We start from the raw sequence: 24,480 nt of genomic DNA, 5'->3' as shown, positions 1-24,480 counted from the left end.
CGGCCCTCTGAGCGGGTCGACACGTCGCCCGCCGAGCCGGTCAGCCCAGTTGACCGCGTCGACCCCCTGAGCCGGTCGACCCGTCGGCTCCCGAGCCGGTCAGCCCAGTCGCCCCGTCGCCCCCGACCCGGCCAGCCCAGTCGCCCCGTCGCCCCCGACCCGGCCAGCCCAGTCGACCCGTCGCCCCTGACCCCGCTCAGCTCGCCCCCCTCAACCCCCGCCCCCCTCACCCCAGTTGCTCCCTGAGGTAGTCCCGCCACCGTTCGGTGAACTTCTCCGGCGTCGTGTGCAGCACGTCCCGCAGCGCCTCCTCGACGGCGCCGGGCCGTTCGCGGTGGTCGCCGACGGCCCGGTAGAAGGCGTTCAGCCGGTCCTCGCCCCAGTGCCCCGCGATCAGCCGGCAGGCCAGCCAGCCGCTCTCGTAGGCCTGCGCCAGCGCGGTCGCGTCGCCGGTGAACCCGAAGTCCTTGTCGTCGGGCAGCGCGGCCGGCACCTGGCCGTCGGCCACGGCGCGCCGGAGTTCGGAGGCGATCTGTCCGGGCGCCCGGCCGCCGCCCCGGTAGCCGACCCAGTCCGCGTACCCCTCGGAGAGCCACAGGGGCGTGGCGGCCGTGGTGTGGGCGCGGGTCGCGACATGGGTGCTCTCGTGGGTGAGCACCACCTGTTTGCCGAAGTCCCCGAGGACGCCGTACGCGTCGGGGTTGACGATGATCCGGTCCGCGGGCGCCTTCGCCGAACCGCCCACCTCCCCGGTGGTGACCGCGGCGATCCCCCGGTACCCGGCCGCCGGCGCCCCGAGCAGCCCCGCCATCCCCTCCAGCGAATTCGGTACGAGGACGACGACGTGCCCGGGCCAGTCCGTGCCCCAGGCCCGCGTCACGGCGGGCACCGCGTGGTCCGCGAGGGCGGCGAAGGACCGCAGCCGCTCCCCCGGCTGCCCGACCCCGAGAACGAGGCTGTGCCGCCCCCGTACGACGGTGACGGCGCCCTGTTCCCAGAGCTGGTGCGCGCCGGTGCCGGCGGGCTCGTCCGAGGTCACCCGCCAGCTCCCGGCGGTGCGGGTCAGGCCCACGGTGCGGTCGGCGGTGACCGGCGCGGTGTCGTAGCCCTCTACGCGGTAGCGCAACCGGACCCGGGCGGTGGCCCGGTCGCCGGAGACGGTCAGCCGGTCCAGGCGGTAGGCCCAGTCCGCGAGCGGCACCTCGCGCAGGTTGGCGAACTCGTCGGAGGCGGCGGCCGGGTCGCCGGTGGCGCGGTACGCGGACACGTCCCGGTGCAGGACGGCGGCGGCGCGCCGGTCCAGGACGCGGCGGACCTCGGCCGAGGACGCGGTGCCGGAGGACGGGCCGCCGGAGCAGCCGACGAGCACGGCGAGCAGCAGCACCAGAACGAGCCCCGCCCGCGACACACGCCTTCGACCAGCCACGTTCACGATCGTACGGTGCGCGGGCCGGTCGGCCGGAGGTCCGTGCCGGCGGCCGGCTCCGGGCGGCGTCCTCGGAGTTCCTCGGAGCCCCTTGGCCTTCCCGGGAGTTCCCCGGAGTGCGCCGCGCGGCCGTCAGGGCCGGGTGACGGAGGAGATCGGCATCATCCCGACGGGGTCGTAGCGCACCGGGGCCCCGGGGTAGGGGGCGTGGATCACCTGGCCGTTGCCCACGTACATGGCGACATGGCTGGCGTCGGACCGGTAGGTGACCAGGTCGCCGGGGCGTGCCTGGGAGAGCGGAATCCGCCGGCCCGCGTACCGCTGGGCCTGCGAGGTGCGCGGCAGGCCGACGCCGGCATGCGCGTAGGACCACTGCATGAGGCCCGAACAGTCGAAGCCGCCGGGCCCGTTGGCGCCCCAGACGTAGGGGCGGCCGAGGGCGGAGCGGGCGGCGGCGACGGCCGCGGCGGCGCGGCCCGAGGCGGGCACGTCGCTGCCGAAGTCGGGCAGGTCCCCGCGGGCCGAGCGCGAGGCGCGGTCGTAGGCGGCGCGGTCGGCGGCGGGCAGCGAGTTGAGCAGGTGGCGGGCCTTGGCGAGTTTGCGCTCGACGGCGCGCTTGTTCCGGGCGACCGCCTTGCGGCTGCTCTCCAGCTCGGCGAGTTTCCCGGTCGCCTCCTCGCGCTTCTGGGAGAGGTCGCGCAGGGCGAGCTGGAGGTCGCGGAGTTCACCGGCCTGGTGCGCGGTGATGCGGTCCAGGGCGGCGGCCTTGTCGAGGTAGTCGGCCGGGTCGTCGGAGAAGAGCAGCGCGAGGGAGGGGTCGATGCCGCCGGAGCGGTACTGGGCGCCGGCGAGTGAACCGAGCGTCTCCCGCATGGTGTTGACGCGCTCCTGCTGGCGGGCGATCTCGTCCTGCGCGGTGCCGACCTGCCGGCGCAGCGTGTCGGCGCGCTCGTCGGCCTTGTTGTACGCCTCGGTCGCCTTCTCCGCCTGCGTGTACAGGCGGTCCACCTCGGCCCGGGTGTCCTCCCGCGGTGCCGCGGAGGCGGGCAGCGTGCCGAGCGCGGCTGCCGCGGCGGACATCACGCAGGCGGCGATGCCGAAGGCGCCGGCGCCCCGGTCGAAGCCGGTCGGTGCAAGGCGGCGATGGAACCCCACGAGTGGCCGCTCCCTTCCGCTGACGGTCCCCCGCCGTCGGGGGGAAACGCGGCAGACAGTAGCCGTGCGACCAGGCACCGGCCAAAGACCTCCGCGGGCACGCACAGTGACGCCCCGCCGGAGACGCAGGTCACCGACGGGGCGTGGGGTCAGCGGGAGTTGTCGCAATTCGCCCGTTTGGGCGGCGTGGCGGACGGTCCCCTCAGGCGGCGGAGCGAGGCTCCGCGACGCCGGTCCGGATCAGATCCGGACGCCGAACTGGAAGGGCATGTTGCCGATCGACTCGTAGCGGACGACGGCGCCGGTGTGCGGGGCGTGCAGCACCTGGCCGTTGCCCGCGTAGAGACCGACGTGGTGGAAGTCGCCGTAGAAGATGACCAGGTCGCCGACCTGGAGGCCGCTCTGCGAGTAGATCCGGGTGCCGGCGTTGGCCTGCGCCTCGGAGGTGCGCGGTATGGAGACGCCGGCCTGGGCGTAGGCCCAGGAGGTGAGGCCGGAGCAGTCGAAGGAGCTGGGGCCGGAGGCGCCGTAGACGTACGGCGATCCGATGGCGCGCTGGGCGGCGGCGAACGCGGCGCCGGCGCGGCCGGAGGCGGCCTTGGTGGTGCCGAGGTCGACGCGCTCGCTGGCGCGGGTGGCGCGCTCCTGCTCCTTGGCGGCGAGCGCGGCCTTCTCCTTGGCGGTCAGCGAGTTCAGGAGCCGCTGGGCCTCGCCCAGCTTGCCCTGGACTTCCTTCTTCTTCTTGGCCAGTTCGGCCCGGGTGTCGGCGAGGTCCTTGAGCTTCTCGGAGGCCTCGGCGCGCTGCTGGGCGAGCGAACGCTGCTTCTCCTGGACCTTCTTGAGCGACTCGACCTGCTGGGCGCTGAGCTGGTCCATGGCCGAGGCCTTGTCCAGGTAGCTGTCCGGGTCGGAGGAGAGGAAGAGCGCCACGGACGGGTCGATGCCGCCGGTGCGGTACTGGGCGCTGGCCATCGAACCGAGGCCGTCCCGCAGGTCGTTCAGCTCTTCCTGGCCGCGGGCGACGTTGTCCTGGAGGGAGCTGATCTCCTTCTGGAGCTTCTGCTGCTTCTCCTTGGCGCCGTCGAGCTTCTCCGTGGCCTGCTCGGCCTGCTCGTAGAGCTTGTCGACCTTGGCCTTGACCTCGTCCTTGCCGGGCTTCTCGGACGGCGCGGCATTGGCGACGTTGGCACTGAGGGCAACGGCGGCAGCGGCTGCGGTGGTGAGCACGGTCACGCGGGTGCGGCTCGGCTGCTTGGGTCGACGGTGGGACGCCACGAAGGCGAGCTCCTTCTTCCTCCAGCCGCCTGCCGCTTGACGCCGACGGGCGGTGCCCCTCCACCGTCACTCCCGATGAGTGATCACCCTAGTTGGAGGTTCGAGCCCTGACCCTAGTGACCTTCTTGTGATCAGTTCAAATCCAAACCTGAAAATTCTTTGTCACGGAGCGCATTCTTTGCACTCAACTCACGTGCAGTGATGTCCGCTTGACACTACGTCGCGTGAACACCGGGCCAATTCGGGCATCAGGCCCAGAGGTTACGCATGGTGCGTAGGTTGCCGATGCGACGTACGGCCCAGATCGCCGGGGCGCGGACTCAGCCGCGGGTGAAGCGCTTGAGGAGGACGGCGGAGGCCACCGGGCGGGCGCCCGCCTTGGCGATGCCGTCGGCCACCTCGCGGTCGGTCGAGGCGACGATGACCGGCCGGCCCGGCGGTTCGGCGCGCACGAGCTGGCGGATCAGCTCGTCCGCGGTGACCCCGGGCTTGGAGAACAGCACCCGCACCCCGCGCGGGGGTGCGAGCAGCACCGGCGCGGCCAGCTCGGCCCCGTCGAAGACACAGGTGACCTCGGCGCCGGTCTGCGCGGCGAGCTGGGAGAGCTGCCCGAGCAGCCGGAGCCGCTGCTTCTCCAGGGGCATCTGGGGATAGCCGGTCTTGGTGACGTTGTAGCCGTCGACGACCAGATGCGCCTGGGGCAGCGCGAGGAGTTGGTCCAGGATCGCGGGGTCGTTCTCCGACAGGGCGCGAGCGGCGATGTCCTTGGGCGTCATCCGGCCGGGTTCGACCGCCTCCACGGTCTCCGCGGGCCGCACCGAGACGGGCGGCAGCGCCAGCTCGCGGCGCAGCCCCTGAGCCGCGTCCAGAACGGTGTCCAGGAGCAGGCGCACCCGCATGTCCTCGACGCTGCGGCCCTCGCGGGCGGCCTTGCGGGAGGCCTCCAGGGCCGCTTCCGCCTCGGCCAGGCGCGCCTTGAGGCGGCGGCTCTCGCTCTCGGCGGCGGAGACCTGGGCCTGGCTCTCCGCCCGCACCACGTCCGTCTCGCCCTGCAGCTTGCGCAGCGCGGCCTCGCCGCGCTTCACGTCACTGAGGGCCCCGCGCAGCTTGCGGTGAAGCGATTCCGCCTCCTTGCGCGCCGCGTCCAGTTCGGTGCGCAGCCGCTCGGTCTCGGACCGGACCTGACCGCGCGCCGCCGCGAGTTCCGCGCGCAGCCGCTCCAGCTCGGCCCGGTTCTCCTCCTCGGCGCGCTCGGCGTCCGCCCGCTGCGCCTCCTCGCCGGCGGCGGTCACCAGCTTCACCCAGCCCGCGGGGCGCAGTACGTAGGCCGCGGCCGCCACATCGAGCGGGTCCGCGGCCGGGGGCGGCGTCGCCGAGTCGAGGGCGCCGCTGAGCTCGGGCTGCGTCTCTCTCAGCTTCTCGGCGATGCGCTGTCTGAACAGCGGGTCCGTCTCCAGCGCGGCGGCCATGGCGTTGCCGGCGAACTTGGCCCGCCGGTTCGGCGCGAAGCGCGCGTACTGCCGTAGCTGCGTGGGCAGTTCGGCCACCGTCAGGCCGCCGAAGCCGTCCGAGACGATCTGCACCACGCGCCGGCGCACGCCGTCGGGCAGCGGACGATCGAGCAGCTCGGCGGTGCCGTCGTCCGGCTCCCCGCCCGCGGTCTCCATCATCCGTCACCCCAATATCCGTGCGGGGCCCGCTCCCTCAGGAGCCGGCACCCGGCCTGTCCACGAGTTCGACCTGATCCACCGCGTTGCACCAGCGGCACCGCACCGACTCGATGGTCTCACTGACCACCTCGCGCTCCTCGACCTTCGGGTCACCGGCGAGGTCGAGGTGCACGTACTCGACGACCTTCGACGAGCGCGTCACGTCGAACCGCGTGAGGTTGCCGCAGAGCGAGCAGCGCCAGCGGGTCTTGGCGTCCGGCAGGGGAACCGTCATGTGGCAGTCGCTTTCCTTCTAGTGTCCGTCCGGCACCGGTCCCGGTGCATGTGGCTCGTAACCCTACGGCCTGGCGGGTAGTCGACGCTCGGCCGTCCACGGCGGCGAGGCTGTCCGTACCGATCCGTCCGGTACGTCATGCTCTGTACCATGATCGGCAATTGGAGTACGGCAGTCGGCAGAGCGGTGCGGTCCCAGGCGGCACCGGTGACGTACGGGCTGCTCGTCCTGTGCTGTCTGGTCTTCGTGATCGGCCCGGCCTCGGGCCTCAGTCCCGCGTACGGGACGGGGGACGAGCTGCTGGCGGTCCAGCGGGCGTACTTCCGGCGCTGGGGCGTGGTGCCGGCCGATCTGTTCGACGGGCCGGCGCGCGAGGTGCTCACCCCGGCGACGGCCCTGTTCATCCACGGAAGCTGGCTCCACCTCCTGGGCAACATGCTCTTCTTCTACGTCTTCGGGCTGCTGACCGAGGAGCGCATGGGCCATGTGGAGTTCTGCCTGTTCTACCTGGGCTGCGGCTACCTGGCCCTGCTCGGCTACGCGGCGGCCAACGCGTCCTCGGAACAGTCCCTGGTCGGGGCGTCCGGGGCGATCTCCGCGGTGCTCGGCGCGTTCCTGTACCTGTTCCCCAAGGCCAGGGTGACCAGTCTCTTCCCGTTCCTGTTCTTCCTGCCGCTCAGGTTCCCGGCCTGGGTGGTGCTGCCGTTCTGGTTCACCCTCCAGTGGCTGGCGGCGGGCCAGAGCGAGTCCGGCCCCGGGGTGGCCTATCTGGCGCATCTGGTCGGCTTCTCGCTGGGCTTCCTCTACGCGTGGGCGCGGTTCGGCCGGCGCGGCGCTCCCGCGCCCCTCGCGGGGGCACCGGACCGGGGCCCGTCCGAGAGCCGGCGGCCGGCGGAGCGCGAGTAGGGTGAGATCCCCCAGCAGTGGCCCCCGAGGGAGAGAACCAGCCGTGATCACCGCGATCGTCCTCATCAAGACCAGCGTGGACCGGATCCCCGAGATCGCCGAGTCGATCGCGTCGCTGGAGAGCGTCAGCGAGGTCTTCTCCGTCACCGGCACCTACGACCTGATCGCGATGGTCCGGGTGCGGGCCCACGACGACCTCGCGGACGTCATCCCCGGCAAGATCAGCAAGATCCCGGGCGTCGAGGCGACGGACACGCACGTGGCGTTCCGTACGTACTCCCAGCACGACCTGGAGGCGGCGTTCGCGATCGGTCTCGACTCCTGACCGACCCGAACACCGCCTCCCGGCTCACCGCTGTGGCGGGCCGGCTCACACCGCCGGCACGCAGCGCCCGTCCTGGGTGCGGTACTGCCAGCGCGCGCCGTCCCGGACCAGCTCGCGCACCGCGCGGACGAACCGCTCGACGTGCTCGTCGGGAGTGCCGGCGCCGAAGCTGACACGGATGGCGTTGAGGGACTTCTCGCCGGGCGCCGCCTCCGGGGCGCCGCACTCCCCCTGGGTCTCGGGGTCGCTGCCGAGCAGCGTGCGGACGAGCGGGTGGGCGCAGAACAGGCCGTCGCGGACGCCGATGCCGTACTCGGCGGAGAGCGCGGCGGCGAAGTGCGAGCTGTTCCAGCCCTCGACGACGAAGGAGAGCACGCCGACTCGCGGGGCGTCGTCGCCGAAGAGGGACAGCACGCGCACCTCCGGGACCTCGGCGAGGCCGGCGCGGACGGTGCGGATCAGGTGCCGCTCCCGGGCGACGAGGTTGTCGAAGCCCTCCTCGGTGAGCGCCTTGCAGGCCGAGGCGATGGAGTAGGCGCCGATGACGTTCGGCGAGCCGGCCTCGTGCCGGGCCGCGCTGTCGTGCCACTCGACGTCCACCCCGCCGTCCGCGCGCCGGGTGACCTTGCGGCTGGCGCCGCCGCCCGCCAGGTACGGGTCGGCCGCGCGCAGCCAGTCGGAGCGGCCGGCGAGGACGCCGGAGCCGAACGGCGCGTAGAGCTTGTGCCCGGAGAAGGCGACCCAGTCGACGTCGAGGTCCTGGACGGAGACGGGGTGGTGCGGGGCGAGCTGGGCGGCGTCGAGGACGATCCGAGCGCCGTGGGCGTGCGCGGCGGCGGCCAGTTCCCGCACCGGCCACAGCTCCCCGGTGACGTTCGAGGCACCGGTGACGCAGACGAGGGCCGGGCCGTGCGGGTCGCGGGCGGCGAGGGCGCGCTCCAGGGTCGTGACGGCCTCGTCGGGGGTGCGCGGGGCGTTCAGGTAGGTCACCCGGGCGTCGCGCCAGGGCAGCAGCGAGGCGTGGTGCTCGGTCTCGAAGACGAAGACCTGGCAGCCGGCCGGGAGCGCGGCGGCGAGCAGGTTGAGCGAGTCGGTGGTGGAGCGGGTGAAGACGAGCTGGTCGTCGGCGCGGCAGTCGAGGAACTCGGCGACGGTCCGGCGGGCGTTCTCGAAGAGGTCGGTGGAGAGCTGCGAGAGGTAGCCGGCGCCGCGGTGCACGCTGCCGTAGTACGGGGCGTACGCGGCGACGTCGTCCCACACCCGCTGGAGGGCGGGGGCGCTCGCGGCGTAGTCGAGGGCCGCGTAGGCGACCTCGCCGCCGGTGACGAGCGGAACGGTGACGTCCCGGCCCAGCACGGGCAGCGGGGCACAGACGGACGAGTCGGCGGCGGTGGCGGTGACGACGGACATGGCGGACTCCTGTGAGGCAGGCGGGATCACCGCGCGAGCCGGCCGCCCGAAAGCGGCGCTCAGCGCGGGAGAAGGGGAAAAAGGGTGTGCGGAGGCGGGGCTCGACGCCCTATCGCATTCGCTTGCTCACAGAAGGCTCCCTCGAACGACCAGGACCCCTGGTTGCATCCACTCGAAAGAGTGCGAGGGGTCCGCGCTTGCCGTAGACCTCGCTGCCTACGGCCTGGTCTTCACCCGGGGCACCCCGCCACGGACGGAGGGTTGCCGGACAGCCGGCCGGGGCCTGATGGCTGTCGCTCATGACCTGGTACAGCATTTTGCCAGAAGATCTTCGCGGCGCAAGACGCGGTCCGGATTGTGGACCGCGCCCCGCGTCACATCCGCGTCGGTCAGGCGTTGCTGGCCGCCACCCACCGGTCGAGGGTGCGCCTGGCCGCGCCGGAGTCGATCGCCTCGGCGGCCTTCGCCATCCCGGCGCGGAGCTGGTCCGCGAGGGGCGCGTCGGCCGGCTCCAGGGCCACCAGGGCGGCCGCCGAGTTCAGCAGCACCGCGTCGCGCACCGGCCCCGTCTCGCCGTCCAGCAGCCGCCGGGCGACCTCCGCGTTGTACGCCGCGTCGGCGCCGCGCAGCGCCTCCACCGGGACCACGTCGAGGCCGACGTCCCGGGGGTGGAAGTGCTCCTCGGTGACCTTGCCGTCGCGGACCACCCAGACCCGGGAGCCGGCGGTCGTGGTCAGCTCGTCCAGGCCGTCGTCGCCGCGGAAGACGAGCGAGGAGTTGCCGCGCTCGGCGAAGACGCCCGCCACGATGGGCGCCATCCGGGGGTCGGCGACCCCGACCGCCTGGGCCTTGACCCGGGCCGGGTTGGTGAGCGGGCCCAGCACGTTGAAGGTCGTGCGGATGCCGAGCTGTCCGCGCGCCGCCGCCACGTGCCGCAGCGCCGGATGGAACTTCACCGCGAAGCAGAAGGTGATGCCGGCCTCCTCGGCCACCCGCGCGACCCGGTCCACCGTGAGCTGGAGATTGACGCCGAGCTTCTCCAGGACGTCCGAGGAGCCGGAGGCGGAGGACGCGGCGCGGTTGCCGTGCTTGACGACCTTGGCGCCGGTGCCGGCCACCACGATCGAGGACATCGTGGAGATGTTGACGGTCTTCGCGCCGTCGCCGCCGGTGCCGACGATGTCGACGGTCCGGCCGGGCACCTCGATCACGTTGGCGTGCTCGTACATCGCCCGGACGAGTCCGGAGATCTCCTGGACGGTCTCGCCCTTGGCCCGCAGCGCCACCACGAAACCGGCGATCTGCGCGTCGGTCGCCTCGCCGCGCATGATGCGGTCCATCGCCCAGGCCGTGTCGTCCGCGCTCTGGTCGCGGCCTTCGAGGAGACCGTTCAGCACCTCGGGCCAGGACCGGCCCGCCGCGGTGTCGCCTCCAGCGGGGTGCACAGCGCTCATGGTCGCTCCTGGGTTCCTGGGTCACACGGGTGGGAGCCCCCGCGTCACGGGGGTGAGTCCACCCTATCCAGCCCCGCAGACGGCGAAGAGCCCCGTCCGTGGACGGGGCTCTCGCCGTGGCGAACTGCCGGCGCGGGGTGCTGCCGGGGATCAGTGGTGGCCGTGGCCGCTCGTGATCTCCTTGTACTCCTCGACGGTGGGCTTGGGGATCTGGTTGTCCTCCCCGTAGTAGCCCTGGCTCAGCTTGGCGCGCAGCTTCTGCGGGCCGGAGACCTTGCGCTCGACACCGTTCTCGTCGACCGTCGGGCCGATCTCGGCCGGCTTGTACTGCTCGTGCGCGGTGAGCGTGTGCAGCGCGTCCTGGCTGAGCGGCTCGTGCACCTCGATGAACTCACCGTGCGGCAGGCGCTTGATGATGCCCGACTCGCGGCCGTGCAGGACCTTGTCCCGGTCCCGGCGCTGGAGGCCGAGGCAGATCCGCTTGGTGGCGAGGAAGGTGAGCACCGGCACGACGAAGAAGGCGATCCGCACGAACCAGGTGATCGCGTTGATCGACAGGTGGAAGTGCGTGGCCCAGATGTCGTTGCCGCCGCCGACGAGCAGCACGAAGTACCAGCTGATCCAGGCGGCGCCGAACGCGGTCCGGGTCGGGACGTTGCGCGGGCGGTCCAGGATGTGGTGCTCGCGCTTGTCGCCGGTGACCCAGGACTCGATGAACGGGTAGACCGCGATCGCGACCAGGACCAGCGGGAAGATGATCAGCGGGATGAACACGCCCAGGACGAGCGTGTGACCCCACAGGTTGATCTCCCAGCCGGGCATGACACGGATCAGGCCCTCGGAGAAGCCCATGTACCAGTCGGGCTGGGCGCCCGTGGACACCTGGTCGGGGCGGTAGGGGCCCATCGACCAGATCGGGTTGATCGAGGCGATCGCCGCGATGGCCGCGATGACACCGAAGACCAGGAAGAAGAAGCCTCCGGCCTTGGCCATGTAGACCGGCAGCAGCGGCATGCCGACGACGTTGTTGTTCGTCTTGCCGGGACCCGCGAACTGGGTGTGCTTGTGGTAGAAGACCAGGATCAGGTGGCCGACGACCAGGCCGAGCATGATGCCCGGCAGCAGCAGCACGTGCACCGAGTAGAAGCGGGCCACGAAGTCGCCGCCCGGGAACTCGCCGCCGAACAGGAAGAACGACAGGTACGTGCCGACGATCGGCACGGACAGGACCGCGCCCTCCATGAAGCGGACACCGGTGCCGGAGAGCAGGTCGTCCGGGAGCGAGTAACCGGTGAAGCCGGTGAACATGCCGAGGACGAACAGCAGGAATCCGAAGACCCAGTTGACCTCACGGGGCTTGCGGAACGCACCCGTGAAGAACACGCGCATCATGTGCACGAACATGCCGGCGAGGAAGATCAGCGCGGCCCAGTGGTGGATCTGACGGATCAGCAGACCACCGCGCACATCGAAGGAGATGTGCATGGTCGAGTTGAACGCCTCGGACATGAGCTGTCCCTGCAGCGGGACATAGCTGCCGTGGTACTCCACCTCGTTCATCGACGGGTGGAAGAACAGCGTCAGGTACACACCCGTGAGGATGATGATGATGAAGCTGTAGAGGCAGACCTCACCCAGCATGAACGACCAGTGGTCGGGGAAGATCTTGCGCATGTTGGCCTTGGCCAGGGAGTAGATCCCCAGGCGGCCGTCGGCCCAGTCGGCCACCCGCTCACCGGCGGGCGCCTTCTCGCGCGAGCGCGAGTCGGAGGTGGTGGTAGTGCTCATCCGCGCTCCCAGAATGCAGGACCGACGGGCACTTCGAAGTCGCCGAGCGCTTCGAGGTAACCCTCATCGTTCACGCCGATGCGCAGCTGCGGCAGCGGGTGACCGGCCGGGCCGAAGATGACTCGGGCACCGTCGGAGAGGTCGAAGGTGGACTGGTGGCACGGGCACAGCGCGTGGTGCGTCTGCTGCTCGTACAGCGAGATCGGGCAGCCGACGTGGGTGCAGATCTTCGAGTACGCGACGATGCCCTGGTAGGACCACTCGAGTTCCTGCTTGTCCTTGATGTTGTCCGGCTGCAGCCGGATGATCATCAGGGCCGACTTGGCGATCTCCTTCTGGAAGTCCTCGTCGTGCTCCTCCAGGCCCTCGGGCTTGACGAAGGTGAGCGAACCGACGGCCACGTCCGAGGGACGGAGCGGCTCGTTGGTGTTCATGTTGACGAGGAGCTTGCCCTTGGACCACAGGGTGTGGCGGAGCTTCGTGCCGGGCAGCGGACCGAGGTCGCGCAGCAGCATGACGCCGGAGAGCGGGAACAGGGCCAGCGCGCCGAACATCGTGTTGCGGATGAGCTTGCGGCGGCCGAGCGCGGACTCCTTGGCACCCTGCTTGAAGTCGGCCAGGACCTTGGCCTTGACCTCGGGCTCCGCCTCGATCGGGTGACGCTCGTCGGCGATCTCCACGTCGGACATCAGGGTGCGGGCCCAGTGGACCGCGCCCGCGCCGATCGAGAACAGCGCCACGCCGAGCGTCAGGCCCAGCGCGAAGTTCAGCGCGCTGATGTGCCCGAGCGGGAAGACGTAGATCGACTTGTCGTTGGGGATCGCCACGTACGCGGCGATGAAGGCGACCGTCGCCAGCATCGACAGCACGAACAGCAGGGCGACCAGGCGCTCGGACCGCTTGGCGGCCCGCTCGTCGATGTCCTGGATGCGGTGCTCGTGGGGCGGCAGCCCCGGGTCCGCGAACGGGTTCTGCTCGTCCGCGACGGCGACCGAGGTGTGACCGTGACCGGCGTGGTCGTCGGTGGCCCGCTCAGCGGGCACGTTCTCTTCTGGAATGTCTTGGCTACTCATGACTTCTTGGCCTTTGCGGTCCGAGCGGCGACCCAGACGGCGACGGCGACCAGGGTGCCAAGTCCGAAGATCCAGCCGAACAGGCCCTCGCTGACCGGCCCGAGGCCACCCAGTTCGAGACCGCCGGGGCTCTCGGTGTTGTCACCGTTGACCGCGTCGAGGTACGCGATGATGTCCTTCTTGTTCTTCTCCGTCAGCGTGGTGTCGGGGAAGGACGGCATGTTCTGCGGGCCCGTCTGCATGGCCTCGTAGATGTGCTTCGGTTCGACACCCTCAAGGCTCGGCGCGAACTTGCCGTGGGTCAGCGCGCCGCCCTTGCCGGTGAAGTTGTGGCACTGGGCGCAGTTGGTGCGGAACAGTTCGCCACCCTTGGCGATGTCCGCGCCCTCGGGGCTGACCTGGCTCTTCGTCGGGACCGAGGGGCCGGCGCCGAGCGAGGCGATGTACGCCGCGAGCTGGTCGATCTCGGCCTGCGAGTAGATGACCTTCTTCTTCGGGATCTGCGCGCCGGGCTGCTGGGCCGGCATACGGCCGGTGCCGACCTGGAAGTCGACCGCCGCGGCGCCCACTCCCACCAGGCTCGGCCCGTCGGAGGTGCCCTGACCGCCGGTTCCGTGGCAGCTTGCGCAGCCCACGGCGTACAGCTTCTTGCCCTCGGTGATGGCGAGGGACTGGGCGGTTTCATCGGCCTGCGCCTTGCCCGCGGGTGCGAACGCGGCGTACAGCCCCCCGGTGGCCGCCAGCGCGAGGAGTAGGACGACGACCGCCGCCAGCGGATGGCGTCGTCGTGCGGAGAGCTTTTTCACGGATTACCCCGGTGTCAGGATCTTCTGCGTCGGTGCTTCTGGATGTTTCGGGCGCCGGGCCCGATTACTTGATCAGGTAGATCGTGGCGAAGAGGCCGATCCAGACGACATCGACGAAGTGCCAGTAGTAGGACACGACGATGGCGGCGGTTGCCTGCTCGTGAGTGAATCTCCGAGCCGCGTAGGTGCGACCAAGGACCAGCAGGAAGGCGATGAGCCCGCCCGTCACGTGCAGTCCGTGGAAGCCGGTGGTCAGGTAGAACACCGAGCCGTACGGGTCCGAGGAGAGCGAGAGCCCGTCCTTCTTGACCAGTTCGGTGTACTCGAAGACCTGACCGCCGATGAAGATCGCACCCATGATGAAGGTGACGGTGAACCACATCCTGAGCTTCTTCACGTCCCCGCGCTCGGCGGCGAACACGCCGAGCTGGCAGGTCAGGGAGGAGAGCACCAGGATCGTGGTGTTCGTCGCCGAGAACGGAAGGTTGAGGCTGGACGCCATTTCCTTCCAGTGATCCGGCCCGGTCACCGATCGCAGGGTGAAGTACATCGCGAAGAGGGCCGCGAAGAACATCAGCTCGGAACTCAGCCAGATGATGGTTCCGACGCTGGTGAGGTTCGGCCGATTGACCGACGGGTGCGCGTGCCCGGTTTCTACTGTCGTTGCTGTCGCCACGACCGACATTATGTCGGTCGCTTATCCCGCCCTCACGCCGGGGGGTGCCGTTCGGGGTGTTGACGGGGTGTGTCCAGCCCGTATGGCCCATCGAAGCCCTGTCCGAACCGGTGTTGACGAGGAGTCCGAGGGAGTAGCATCCGCGCATCGGGCAGGCTCCGGCCGGCCCGGCAGCTTCAGGTCCGTACGACGACGACGTCCCGGAGGAAGAATGCAGCCGACCGCCACGGTGCTGGTCTACAGCGACGACTCCAACACCCGCGCGCAGGTGCGGCTCGCCACCGGGCGCAGGCCCGCTCCGGACGTCCCCCTGGTGGAGTTCGTGGAGTGCGCGACGCCGGCCGCCGTCGTCAAGGAGCTGGACAAGGGCGGCATCGACGTCTGTGTGCTGGACGGCGAGGCGGTTCCGATGGGCGGCATGGGCCTGTGCCGGCAGATCAAGGACGAGATCTTCGACTGCCCGCCCGCGCTCGTCCTGATCGGCCGCCCGCAGGACGCCTGGCTGGCCACCTGGAGCCGCGCGGACGCCGCGGTCACCCTTCCGGTCGACCCGGTGGAGTTCGCCGGCTCCCTGGCCGCCCTGCTGCGCCGCAGGAACCTGCAGGGCGTCTGAGGACCCGCGCCCCGCGAGGGGCGCGGTCTCACACACTCTCGGGGCGAAGCCTCGCGCGTTCGGCGGGAGTCGGGGCGTCGGGGGATCCGGCGGTGAGCGCGCTGCCCTCGCGCCAGTTCTTCCAGTCGAGGTTCCAGTCGCCGAAGCCGTTTCCGAACGCGTCCATCATGTCGCCGTCCGAGTTGACGACCTTGACGACGTCACCCTCGTTGAAGGTGTCGAAGAACCACTCGGCGTTGCTGGTGCTCATGCCGGTGCAGCCGTGGCTGACGTTGGCGGACCCCTGGGAGCCGGTCGACCAGGGCGCGGCGTGCACGTACTCGCCGCTCCAGGTGACCCGGGTGGCGTAGTACACGGGCAGGTCGTAGGAGTCGGAGCTGCCCTCGGCGATGCCGATGCTGGTACCGCGCATCCGTACGAAGTACTCCTTGCCCAGCACGACCTTGACGCCGTTGCGGGTCTCGAAGCCGGGCTTGCCGGTGGTGACGGGGATCTCGTTGATCTGTTCGCCGTTGCGGTAGACCGTCATCTCGTGCGAGGCGGCGTCGGTGACGGCGATGAGCCGGTCCCCCGTGGTGAGCTTCAGGGTCTTGGCGTCGCCGCCCCAGAGCCGGTCGCCGATCTTGATGCCGGCGAGGTTGCTGTGCGCCGTGATGGTGGCGTGGGTGGGCCAGTACTCCTTGGGGCGGTAGTGGAGCGTCTTGTCGTCCACCCAGTGCCAGGCGCCCTCCACGGCGGGGCTGGAGTCGACCTTGAGGGCCCGCTCCACGACCGCGCGGGCCGCCTTGTCCTTGACGGGGGCGCTCAGTTCGGCGGTGACGGGCTGGCCCACCCCGTACTTGCCGGCCTTGGGGCCGAAGGTGACGTCGAGCGTCTTCTTGGTCTTGGGCGTGCTGGTGTCGAAGCCGAGGACCTTGCGGCCGGGGGCGCCGTCCTCGTCCTCGGTGCTCACCCGGACCGTGTAGTGGGCTCCTGCGGCCAGCGGGGAGGTGCTGTGCCAGCGGCTGCCGTCGGCGGAGAGTTCGCCCGCCACATAGCGTCCTGAGGCGTCGGTGGCCGTCACGTCGGTGATGCGCCCGTCGTCACCCTCGGAGGTGATCTCGAGCGGCTTGTCGGGGTCGACCTTGCCGGGCTTCCTGCTCTCGCCGACGGGGCCGTTGAACGAGATCTGTCCCGCCGCGTCGTACGGCTTCGCCGAGAGCGGATGGCCGTCGGAGCCGCAGGCGGTGGCGCCCGCTCCGAGGGCGACCACCAGCGCGGTGCAGCTGACGACCGTGCGGATTCGCGGTGAGTGGCTCATGCGCTCACGCTATGAACGCCTGTCGCGGTCGGCGCGCCGGGTGGGCCGAGTGAGGGACGGAAGGCGTGGCAAACGGGGGAGCCCGGACGCTCCTGACGGAGTGTCCGGGCTCCCCGGGGTTCAGCGCGTGCTACTGCGTGCGGTTCTCACCGTGGTAGTACTCGAAGACCCAGCCCCACAGGCCGATCGCGATGATCGGGGCCGAGAAGTAGAGCAGCCACCAGCCGAAGACGACGCCCATGAAGGCCAGGGCGCCACCGACGCCGAGCGCGAGCGGCTGCCAGCTGTGCGGGCTGAAGAAGCCCAGCTCGCCGGCCTCGTCCGCGACGTCGGCCTCCTTGTTGTCCTGCGCGAGCTGGTCGACCCGCCGGGCCGTGAAGGCCAGGTAGTAGCCGATCATCACGCTCAGGCCGAAGCCCATGAAGAGGGCCGTGGTGCCGGCCGGCTCCTTGGACCACACGCCGTAGACGATCCCCATGATGAGGATGAACACGGCGAGCCACAGGAACATCTTGCCTTGGACCTTCACTTGCCGGCCTCCTTGCCACCAGCCAGAGCCGACGAACCGCTACCGGCGTGCTCGAGCTGGTCGAGCGCGGCGATCTCGGGGTGGTGCAGGTCGAACGCCGGGGATTCACTGCGGATCCGCGGCAGGGTGAGGAAGTTGTGCCGCGGCGGCGGGCACGAGGTGGCCCACTCCAGCGAACGGCCGTAACCCCACGGGTCGTCGACCTCGACCTTCTTGCCGTACTTGGCCGTCTTCCACACGTTGTAGAGGAACGGCAGGATCGACAGGCCGAGCAGGAACGAGCTGATCGTCGAGATCGTGTTCAGCGCGGTGAAGCCGTCGGCCGCGAGGTAGTCCGCGTAACGCCGCGGCATGCCCTCGGCGCCGAGCCAGTGCTGCACCAGGAACGTGCCGTGGAAGCCGACGAACAGCGTCCAGAAGGTGATCTTGCCGAGCCGCTCGTCGAGCATCTTGCCCGTCATCTTCGGCCACCAGAAGTGGAAGCCGGAGAACATCGCGAACACCACGGTGCCGAACACCACGTAGTGGAAGTGCGCCACCACGAAGTACGAGTCGGAGACGTGGAAGTCCATCGGCGGCGAGGCCAGGATGACGCCGGTCAGACCACCGAAGGTGAAGGTGATGAGGAAGCCGACCGCCCAGAGCATCGGTGTCTCGAAGGACAGCGAGCCCTTCCACATCGTTCCGATCCAGTTGAAGAACTTCACGCCGGTCGGTACGGCGATGAGGAACGTCATGAAGGAGAAGAACGGGAGCAGTACGCCGCCGGTGACGTACATGTGGTGCGCCCACACGGTCACGGACAGACCGGCGATGGCGATCGTCGCGCCGATGAGGCCCATGTAGCCGAACATCGGCTTACGGGAGAACACCGGGATGACCTCGGAGATGATCCCGAAGAACGGCAGGGCGATGATGTACACCTCTGGGTGTCCGAAGAACCAGAAGAGGTGTTGCCACAGCAGGGCGCCGCCGTTGGCCGCGTCGAAGACGTGTGCCCCGAATTTTCGATCCGCCTCCAGGGCGAACAGGGCCGCCGCGAGCACGGGGAAGGCCAGCAGCACCAGTACGGCGGTGAGCAGGACGTTCCAGACGAAGATCGGCATGCGGAACATCGTCATGCCGGGCGCGCGCATGCAGATGATCGTGGTGATGAAGTTGACCGCGCCGAGGATGGTGCCGAAGCCGGAGAAGGCCAGACCCATGATCCACATGTCGGCGCCGACGCCCGGCGAGCGGACCGCGTCGGACAGCGGGCTGTAGGCGAACCAGCCGAAGTCGGCCGCGCCCTGCGGAGTGAGGAAGCCGCCGACCGCGATGGTCGAGCCGAACAGGTAGAGCCAGTAGGCGAACATGTTCAGCCGCGGGAACGCCACGTCGGGCGCGCCGATCTGCAGCGGCATGATCCAGTTCGTGAAACCGGCGAACAGCGGCGTCGCGAACATCAGCAGCATGATCGTGCCGTGCATCGTGAACGCCTGGTTGAACTGCTCGTTCGACATGATCTGCAGTCCGGGGCGCGCCAGTTCGGCGCGCATGAGCAGCGCCATGACGCCGCCGATGCAGAAGAACGCGAACGACGTGACCAGATACAGCGTGCCGATCGTCTTGTGGTCCGTGGTGGTGAGCCACTTGATCACGACACTGCCGGGCTGCTTGCGCCGAACCGGCAGCTCGCTCTCGTACGAGTCTTCGGCTGCGTCGGCACCCTGGGGTTCGTTGAGGATGCTCACAGGTTGTTCGTCTCCCGGTTCTTCTCGTGGCCCGTCTGCTCAATGCCGGCCGGGACGTAACCGGTCTGTCCCTTCGCCGCGAGCTCCTTGAGGTGGGCCTCGTAGCGCTCGGGGGAGACGACCTTCACGTTGAAGAGCATCCGGGAGTGGTCGACGCCGCACAGCTCGGCGCACTTGCCCAGGAAGGTGCCCTCGTGGTTCGGGGTCACCTGGAAGGAGTTGGTGTGCCCCGGGATGACGTCCTGCTTCATGAGGAACGGCACCACCCAGAAGGAGTGGATGACGTCACGCGAAGTGAGGACGAAGCGGACCGTCTTGCCCTTGGGGAGCCAGAGGGTCGGACCCGGGTTGTGGGTCTGCGGGTTCCGCGTGCCGGGCGTGCCGACGTCGTAGACCCCGCCGGCGTTCGCCGGGAAGTCCTTCTTGAACCGGTCCGGAATGGCCGCCAGGTTCGGGTCCGTCTTGGCGTTCCCGGAGGAGCCGGGGACGTTCTCGACGTAGTTGAAGCCCCAGCTCCACTGGAAGCCGACCACGTTGACCGTGACGTCGGGCTTCTTGTCGAGGCTGAGCAGCTTCGTCTCGTCGCGGGCGGTGAAGTAGAACAGCACCGAGACGATGATGAGCGGGACCACGGTGTACAGCGCCTCGATGGGCATGTTGTACCGGGTCTGCTGAGGAACTTCTACCTTGGTCCGGCTACGCCGGTGGAAGACGACGCTCCACAGGATCAGGCCCCAGACCAGCACGCCCGTGGCGAGCGCGGCCGCCCACGAGCCCTGCCAGAGGGAGAGGATCCGCGGAGCCTCATCCGTCACCGGGGTGGGCATACCAAGGCGGGGGAAGTCTTCCCAGTTGTACGAGCAACCAGTGGCTGTCGCCAGGACCAGGCCCGCAGTCATTGCCTGCAGCAGCTTCCGCCGCATCGGGCGCCGCGGCGTGGGGGTACCGCCCGCGCCCCCCAGGGCGTGGGGGAGGTCGGAGCCGTTGGGACTCACGTAGCGCCTTCCCGAGAGTCTCGCCCGCGCTGTTGGCTGCGGCCTTCTCGCTGGTCGGTCGCCGCCCTGCGTCGGGCAGGGGTTTGGATGTTTATGCGGACCAAACCCTACTGGACGCTATTTGGGGTCGCGCGGGGAGGGTGCCCAACGCGCCGCCCGACTCCCCGAAGGAGTGCCGATTCGACTGGAAGGCGCTCCCCGTCCTGCCGGAATGCCCCACTCCGGATGCCTTCTGACGGTCTCTTCGCCGGCACGGACTAGCGTGGTGGCGTGTCCTACTTCGACGCCGCTTCCGCGGCTCCGCTGCACCCCGTCGCCCGGCAGGCCCTGGGGGCCTCGCTCGACGAGGGGTGGGCCGATCCCGCCCGGCTGTACCGGGAGGGGCGGCGGGCCCGGCTGCTGCTCGACGCCGCGCGGGAGGCGGCGGCCGAGGCGGTGGGCTGCCGTCCGGACGAGCTGGCCTTCACCGCCTCCGGCACACGCGCGGTGCACTCCGGGATCGCGGGCGCCCTGGCGGGCCGGCGGCGGATCGGCGGCCACCTGATCGTGTCAGCCGTCGAACATTCGTCGGTACTCCATTCGGCGGAGCTGCACGAGGCGTCGGGCGGCACGTCGGCGCTGATCCCGGTGGACCGGACGGGCAGGGTCTCCCCTTCCTCGTACGCGGACGCCCTGCGCGTCGACACCGCGCTGGCCTGTCTGCAGTCGGCCAACCACGAGGTGGGCACGGAGCAGCCGGTGGCCGAGGTGGCACAGGTGTGCCGGGGGGCGGGTGTGCCGCTCCTGGTGGACGCGGCGCAGTCGCTGGGCTGGGGCCGGGTGGCGGGCGACTGGTCCCTGCTGACGGCGAGCGCCCACAAATGGGGCGGTCCCTCCGGTGTCGGACTGCTCGTCGTGCGCAAGGGGGTGCGGTTCGCTCCCCAAGGGCCCGCGGACGAGCGGGAGTCGGGGCGGGCGGCCGGGTTCGAGAACATCCCGGCGATCGTGGCGGCGGCGGCCTCGCTGCGCGCGGTCCAGGCGGAGGCGGCGCGGGAGGCGGCGCGGCTGCGGGAACTGACGGAGCGGATCCGGGCACGGGTGCCCGGTCTGGTCCCGGATGTCGAGGTGGTCGGCGACGCGGTCCGCCGGCTGCCGGGGATCGTCACCTTCTCCTGTCTCTATGTCGACGGGGAGACACTCCTGCACGAGCTGGACCGGGTGGGCTTCTCGGTCTCCTCGGGCTCCTCGTGCACGAGCAGCACACTCACCCCGAGCCATGTCCTGAAGGCGATGGGGGTGCTGAGCGAGGGCAATGTGCGGGTGTCGCTGCCGCCGGGGACGCCGGAGGAGGACGTCGAGCGGTTCCTGTCGGTCCTGCCGGGGACGGTGGCGGCGGTGCGCGAGAAGCTCGGGGCGCCGACGGCGGCGGTGGCGGAAGCGGGGGCGGCGGTGCCGGCTCCGGCCGACGCGCTGGTGGTCGACGCGCTGGGCCGGCGCTGCCCGATCCCCGTCATCGAGCTGGCCAAGGTCATCGGGGACGTCCCGGTCGGCGGAGTCGTCCGGGTCCTCGCCGACGACGAGGCGGCCCGCCTCGACATCCCGGCGTGGTGCGAGATGCGGGGGCAGGAGTACGTCGGCGAGGAGCCGGCGGACCAGGGCTCGGCCTATCTGGTCCGCCGGGTGTCCTGACGCGCCCGGTCAGGCGAGGTGCTTCTGGACCTCGGCGGCGGCCTCGTCGCCGTACGCCTTGGTGAAGCGGTCCATGAAGTGGGCGCGGCGGAGCTGGTACTCCTGGGTGCCGACCGTCTCGATGACGAGGGTGGCGAGCATGCAGCCGACCTGGGCGGCGCGCTCGTGGGAGACGCCCCAGGCGAGACCGGAGAGGAAACCGGCCCGGAACGCGTCGCCGACGCCGGTCGGGTCCGCCTTCAGCTCCTCCTCCGGGCAGCCGACCTCGATCGGGTCCTCGCCGACGCGCTCGATGCGGACACCGCGCGCGCCGAGGGTGGTCACCCGGTGGCCGACCTTGGCGAGGATCTCCGCGTCGGTCCAGCCGGTCTTGGACTCGATGAGGCCCTTCTCGTACTCGTTGGAGAAGAGGTAGGTCGCGCCGTCCAGCAGTATGCGGATCTCGTCGCCGTTCATCCGGGCGATCTGCTGGGAGAAGTCCGCGGCGAACGGGATCGAGCGGGAGCGGCACTCCTCGGTGTGGCGGAGCATCCCCTCGGGGTCGTCCGCGCCGATCAGGACGAGGTCGAGACCGCCGACCCGGTCCGCGACGGACTTCAGCTCGATGAGCCGGGCCTCGCTCATCGCGCCCGTGTAGAAGGAGCCGATCTGGTTGTGGTCGGCGTCCGTGGTGCACACGAAGCGCGCGGTGTGCAGCACCTCGGAGATACGGACGGAGTCGGTGTCGACGCCGTGCCGGTCCAGCCAGGCGCGGTAGTCCTCGAAGTCGGAGCCGGCCGCCCCGACGAGGATGGGCCGGGTGCCGAGCTGTCCCATGCCGAACGCGATGTTCGCGCCGACCCCGCCCCGGCGGACGTCGAGGTTGTCGACCAGGAAGGAGAGGGAGACCGTGTGCAACTGGTCCGCGACCAACTGGTCGGAGAAACGGCCGGGGAAGGTCATGAGGTGGTCGGTGGCGATGGAGCCGGTGACTGCGATACGCACGGCGAGGACACGCTCCTGCGGGGGAAGGGATTGACAGTTAACGCTACCGGGTCGGCACCCGGCCGCTGAAGCGGGCAAAACTACCCGATAGTAGATCTTTCTTCGTGGCGGCAAGCGTGCCTACGGTGCCGGTATGACGAACTTCGAGGTCCCCGGCACCGCTCCGCTCGGCCCGGCAGGCGACCTGGACGGTGATCTGGCGGCGCTGCGCGGCGACTGTGCCCGGATGGCCGGGAACTGGGCGGCGCCCGCCGAGGTCTCCGCCCTCCCCGTCTCCCCCTCCCTCATCCACGGGGTGACCGTCGATCCCGCCTCCGCGCGGATGCTGGACGGAATGTCCGAGTACGGCGACTGACGGCCACCGCCGGACCGGTGCCGCCGTACGGGTGAGGACCCGGCGGCGGCGTTCGGGTGAACCGCGCCGAGCGCCCGGCGGGAACCGCGCGCTCCCCCGCTGCGTCCCATCGCCGTCCCCTGTGAGGGGGATGCGGTGTACGACCCTGCGGAGCCCGTCTTCGGCAGGGCCCGGCCCGGGGACAGCAGTGGAGCCGAAGGAGCGATGCGGTGAGCAGCGAGCAACCCGCCGACGGCGCGGACGACGCGACCGATCCCGTCGAGGGTGACGCCAGGGGTCCTGTCGAGGACGCCGCGGACGGTACGGACAGCACGGACGCCACGGACGCCACGGCCGGCGCGGACACCGCGGCCGGCAGGGGCGGCGGCACCGGTGCGGGGTCCGCCGACGCGGACGGTGCGGCGCCGGCGCGGCGCCGGCCCACCGCCGTGATCGTCGCGGTCGCCGCGGCGGTGCTGCTCGTCGGGGGCGGCGGGGCGTACGTCGCCACGAGCGCGGCCGGCGGCGGTTCGGCGGGGACGCCCGGCGGGGACGGCACTCCCCCGCCGCTCGCCCTGGACGGCTACTCCGAGACCACGACGAGCACCGGCCCGGCCGACGGCTCGCACGGCATCGCGCCCGGCGAGCCCGACCCCTACGGCACGACCTACCGCGTCGGGGGGAAGCTGCCCGAGGGTCCCCGCTCCGCGCCGGTCCACTGGGCCGAGGGCAGGGTGACCCGGGCGGAGGTGGAACGGCTGGCGAAGGCGCTGGACCTGGCCGGGACGCCCCGGCTGAGCGGGGACGCCTGGACGGTCGGCGCGGTGAAGGACGGCGCGGAGCCCAATCTTCGGGTGAACGTGGACGCGCCGGGGACCTGGACCTTCGGCTACTCGGTGCCGGGGACCGACAACTGCCCCCGGGGCAAGCCCTGCCGGCCCGGCGGCCCCGGTGGCGCGTCCGGGGCGGGACCGGGCCCGGTGAGCGAGGCGGCGGCGAAGAAGGCGGCGGCTCCCGTGCTGAGGGCGGTCGGGCAGGACGACGCGAAGCTCGACGCGCGCCAGCTCATGGACCGGGTGCGGGTGGTGAACGCCGACCCGGTGGTGGGCCAACTGCCGACCTACGGGTGGACGACCGGACTCCAGATCGACGGCGAGGGCCATGTCATCGGCGGCAGCGGCCAGTTGAAGACACCGGTGAAGGGCGACACGTACCCGGTGGTCGGCGCGCGGCGGACGCTGGACCTGATGAACGGCGCGTCCTCGGGTGCCTCGTCCTCGGGTGTCTCGCCGTCGGGCGGCCGGCGCATGGGGATCGGGGGCTGCGCCAGTCCCGTACCGCTGAAGGACCGGGACGAGATGCCCTGCGAGCATCCGACCGCGGCGGCACGGCGGCAGACGGTGACCGTGGAGAAGGCGGTCTTCGGGCTCGCGGCGCACCGGGCGAACGGGCGGCAGGCGCTGGTGCCGTCGTGGCTGTTCGAGGTGCGGGCGCCGGGCGGCGGTGACACCTACACGGTGACGCGTCCGGCGGTCGACCCGGAGTTCCTGGCCGCGCCCGAGTCGCCGGGTCAGCCGACTCCGGCCCCTACCTCGCCGGGCGAGGAGCCGTCCCCGTCGGCGACCACGCGGGATGTGCGCGTCCAGGGCTGGACCGCGCGCGGCCGGGAGCTGACGGTCTCCTTCACCGGCGGGGTGTGCGCCGACTACACGGTCGCGGCGAAGGAGACCGCGGACACCGTGACCGTCACCGTCACGGAGAAACCCGAGCGGGGCAAGGTCTGCATCCTGATCGCCAAGGTGTACGAGCGGACGGTACGGCTGGACGCGCCGCCGGCCGACCGGACGGTGGTCGGAAGCGACGGCCGGCGCATCGCGCACAGGCGGGTCACCGTCCCGAAGGCGTCGGGGACCACCGAGCCGGGGCCGCGGTAGGCAGGTAGGCGGGCAGAGGCGGGCAAGGGCTGTGCCGGCCCCGCAAGGGGGCGGCTCTTCCCGCCGGTCCGGGATCGAAGGCTGGTTTCGGACACGCGAAGGCGGCGTCCCCTCACAGGGGACGCCGCCTTCGTTCGTACGCGGGATGCCGG

At 70.9% G+C, this 24,480-nt stretch carries 22 protein-coding genes and 1 riboswitch; of the genes, 6 read left to right on the top strand and 16 right to left on the bottom strand.

The features are described from left to right. Positions 1-226: 226 nt before the first annotated feature. The 5 genes from AB0912_RS22630 to AB0912_RS22610 all read right to left on the bottom strand — a co-directional run bounded on the left by AB0912_RS22630 (position 227) and on the right by AB0912_RS22610 (position 5,800). The gene (locus AB0912_RS22630) at positions 227-1,426 is read right to left on the bottom strand and encodes a hypothetical protein (protein WP_366702489.1); all 1,200 of its coding nucleotides are present in this window, start codon (positions 1,424-1,426) and stop codon (positions 227-229) included. A gap of 132 nt (positions 1,427-1,558) precedes the next feature. Beyond that, entirely contained in the window at positions 1,559-2,581 is a 1,023-nt protein-coding gene (locus tag AB0912_RS22625) for an NlpC/P60 family protein (protein ID WP_366702487.1), read from the bottom strand. Between the two features lie 240 nt (positions 2,582-2,821). Next, positions 2,822-3,856, bottom strand: a complete 1,035-nt coding sequence (locus AB0912_RS22620) for an NlpC/P60 family protein (RefSeq protein WP_366702485.1) — start codon at positions 3,854-3,856, stop codon at positions 2,822-2,824. A gap of 320 nt (positions 3,857-4,176) precedes the next feature. Continuing rightward, positions 4,177-5,526 (bottom strand): NYN domain-containing protein, encoded by a 1,350-nt coding sequence (locus AB0912_RS22615; RefSeq protein WP_366702483.1) that lies wholly within the window; start codon positions 5,524-5,526, stop codon positions 4,177-4,179. Positions 5,527-5,560: 34 nt separating this feature from the next. After that, positions 5,561-5,800, bottom strand: a complete 240-nt coding sequence (locus tag AB0912_RS22610) for a hypothetical protein (RefSeq protein ID WP_366702481.1) — start codon at positions 5,798-5,800, stop codon at positions 5,561-5,563. A 150-nt stretch (positions 5,801-5,950) separates the two neighbouring features. Between AB0912_RS22610 and AB0912_RS22605 the strand changes: the two genes are divergently transcribed. Further along, complete coding sequence (locus AB0912_RS22605; protein WP_366702479.1) at positions 5,951-6,706, top strand: rhomboid family intramembrane serine protease; 756 nt, start codon at positions 5,951-5,953, stop codon at positions 6,704-6,706. 43 nt (positions 6,707-6,749) lie between these two features. After that, positions 6,750-7,031 (top strand): Lrp/AsnC ligand binding domain-containing protein, encoded by a 282-nt coding sequence (locus AB0912_RS22600; protein ID WP_366702477.1) that lies wholly within the window; start codon positions 6,750-6,752, stop codon positions 7,029-7,031. A gap of 45 nt (positions 7,032-7,076) precedes the next feature. Here AB0912_RS22600 and AB0912_RS22595 read toward each other — a convergent pair whose 3' ends face one another. The 6 genes from AB0912_RS22595 to AB0912_RS22570 all read right to left on the bottom strand — a co-directional run bounded on the left by AB0912_RS22595 (position 7,077) and on the right by AB0912_RS22570 (position 14,247). After that, positions 7,077-8,441 carry an aminotransferase class V-fold PLP-dependent enzyme gene (locus AB0912_RS22595; protein WP_366702475.1) on the bottom strand — a complete coding sequence of 455 codons (1,365 nt, stop codon included), beginning with the start codon at positions 8,439-8,441 and terminating at the stop codon, positions 7,077-7,079. A 188-nt stretch (positions 8,442-8,629) separates the two neighbouring features. Further along, positions 8,630-8,746, bottom strand: a riboswitch (SAM riboswitch). Between the two features lie 84 nt (positions 8,747-8,830). After that, positions 8,831-9,895 carry an anthranilate phosphoribosyltransferase gene (gene trpD / locus AB0912_RS22590; RefSeq protein WP_366702473.1) on the bottom strand — a complete coding sequence of 355 codons (1,065 nt, stop codon included), beginning with the start codon at positions 9,893-9,895 and terminating at the stop codon, positions 8,831-8,833. Between the two features lie 150 nt (positions 9,896-10,045). Next, entirely contained in the window at positions 10,046-11,683 is a 1,638-nt protein-coding gene (locus AB0912_RS22585; protein ID WP_366702471.1) for a ubiquinol-cytochrome c reductase cytochrome b subunit, read from the bottom strand. Then, complete coding sequence (locus AB0912_RS22580) at positions 11,680-12,756, bottom strand: Rieske 2Fe-2S domain-containing protein (RefSeq protein ID WP_366702469.1); 1,077 nt, start codon at positions 12,754-12,756, stop codon at positions 11,680-11,682. The genes AB0912_RS22585 and AB0912_RS22580 overlap by 4 nt, the downstream gene beginning before the upstream one ends. Then, positions 12,753-13,562, bottom strand: coding sequence for a cytochrome c (locus AB0912_RS22575; RefSeq protein WP_366702467.1), 810 nt, complete (start codon positions 13,560-13,562; stop codon positions 12,753-12,755). Before AB0912_RS22575 ends, AB0912_RS22580 begins: the two co-directional genes overlap by 4 nt. A gap of 64 nt (positions 13,563-13,626) precedes the next feature. Continuing rightward, on the bottom strand, positions 13,627-14,247 hold the full coding sequence (locus tag AB0912_RS22570) for a heme-copper oxidase subunit III (protein WP_081216795.1): 621 nt from the start codon (positions 14,245-14,247) through the stop codon (positions 13,627-13,629). Positions 14,248-14,449: 202 nt separating this feature from the next. On the opposite strand from AB0912_RS22570, the gene AB0912_RS22565 reads away from it, so the two are divergent. Next, the gene (locus AB0912_RS22565) at positions 14,450-14,851 is read left to right on the top strand and encodes a hypothetical protein (RefSeq protein ID WP_366702465.1); all 402 of its coding nucleotides are present in this window, start codon (positions 14,450-14,452) and stop codon (positions 14,849-14,851) included. 28 nt (positions 14,852-14,879) lie between these two features. Here the strand turns inward: AB0912_RS22565 and AB0912_RS22560 are convergent, their stop codons facing one another. The 4 genes from AB0912_RS22560 to coxB form a co-directional block, all read right to left on the bottom strand. Then, a complete protein-coding gene (locus AB0912_RS22560) occupies positions 14,880-16,151 on the bottom strand; it encodes an Ig-like domain-containing protein (RefSeq protein WP_366702463.1) in 1,272 nt (423 codons plus the stop codon). A gap of 130 nt (positions 16,152-16,281) precedes the next feature. After that, on the bottom strand, positions 16,282-16,680 hold the full coding sequence (locus tag AB0912_RS22555) for a cytochrome c oxidase subunit 4 (protein ID WP_366702461.1): 399 nt from the start codon (positions 16,678-16,680) through the stop codon (positions 16,282-16,284). Beyond that, positions 16,677-18,413, bottom strand: a complete 1,737-nt coding sequence (ctaD, locus tag AB0912_RS22550; protein ID WP_366702460.1) for a cytochrome c oxidase subunit I — start codon at positions 18,411-18,413, stop codon at positions 16,677-16,679. Before ctaD ends, AB0912_RS22555 begins: the two co-directional genes overlap by 4 nt. Next, on the bottom strand, positions 18,410-19,336 hold the full coding sequence (coxB, locus tag AB0912_RS22545; RefSeq protein ID WP_366702585.1) for a cytochrome c oxidase subunit II: 927 nt from the start codon (positions 19,334-19,336) through the stop codon (positions 18,410-18,412). The genes ctaD and coxB overlap by 4 nt, the downstream gene beginning before the upstream one ends. A gap of 342 nt (positions 19,337-19,678) precedes the next feature. Between coxB and AB0912_RS22540 the strand changes: the two genes are divergently transcribed. Continuing rightward, positions 19,679-21,076 (top strand): aminotransferase class V-fold PLP-dependent enzyme, encoded by a 1,398-nt coding sequence (locus tag AB0912_RS22540; RefSeq protein ID WP_366702458.1) that lies wholly within the window; start codon positions 19,679-19,681, stop codon positions 21,074-21,076. A gap of 9 nt (positions 21,077-21,085) precedes the next feature. On the opposite strand, the gene AB0912_RS22535 is transcribed toward AB0912_RS22540, so the two are convergent. Further along, complete coding sequence (locus tag AB0912_RS22535) at positions 21,086-22,060, bottom strand: carbohydrate kinase family protein (RefSeq protein ID WP_366702456.1); 975 nt, start codon at positions 22,058-22,060, stop codon at positions 21,086-21,088. A gap of 133 nt (positions 22,061-22,193) precedes the next feature. Between AB0912_RS22535 and AB0912_RS22530 the strand changes: the two genes are divergently transcribed. Beyond that, the gene (locus AB0912_RS22530; protein WP_366702454.1) at positions 22,194-22,415 is read left to right on the top strand and encodes a hypothetical protein; all 222 of its coding nucleotides are present in this window, start codon (positions 22,194-22,196) and stop codon (positions 22,413-22,415) included. A gap of 428 nt (positions 22,416-22,843) precedes the next feature. Next, the gene (locus AB0912_RS22525; protein ID WP_366702583.1) at positions 22,844-24,328 is read left to right on the top strand and encodes a hypothetical protein; all 1,485 of its coding nucleotides are present in this window, start codon (positions 22,844-22,846) and stop codon (positions 24,326-24,328) included. The last annotated feature ends 152 nt before the right edge of the window (positions 24,329-24,480 follow it).

Source organism: Streptomyces sp. NPDC007084, from assembly GCF_040703595.1.
Taxonomy (GTDB): Bacteria; Actinomycetota; Actinomycetes; order Streptomycetales; family Streptomycetaceae; genus Streptomyces.
Note: the sequence above shows the minus strand (reverse complement) of the source record. Positions and strands in the feature narration are given on the sequence as shown.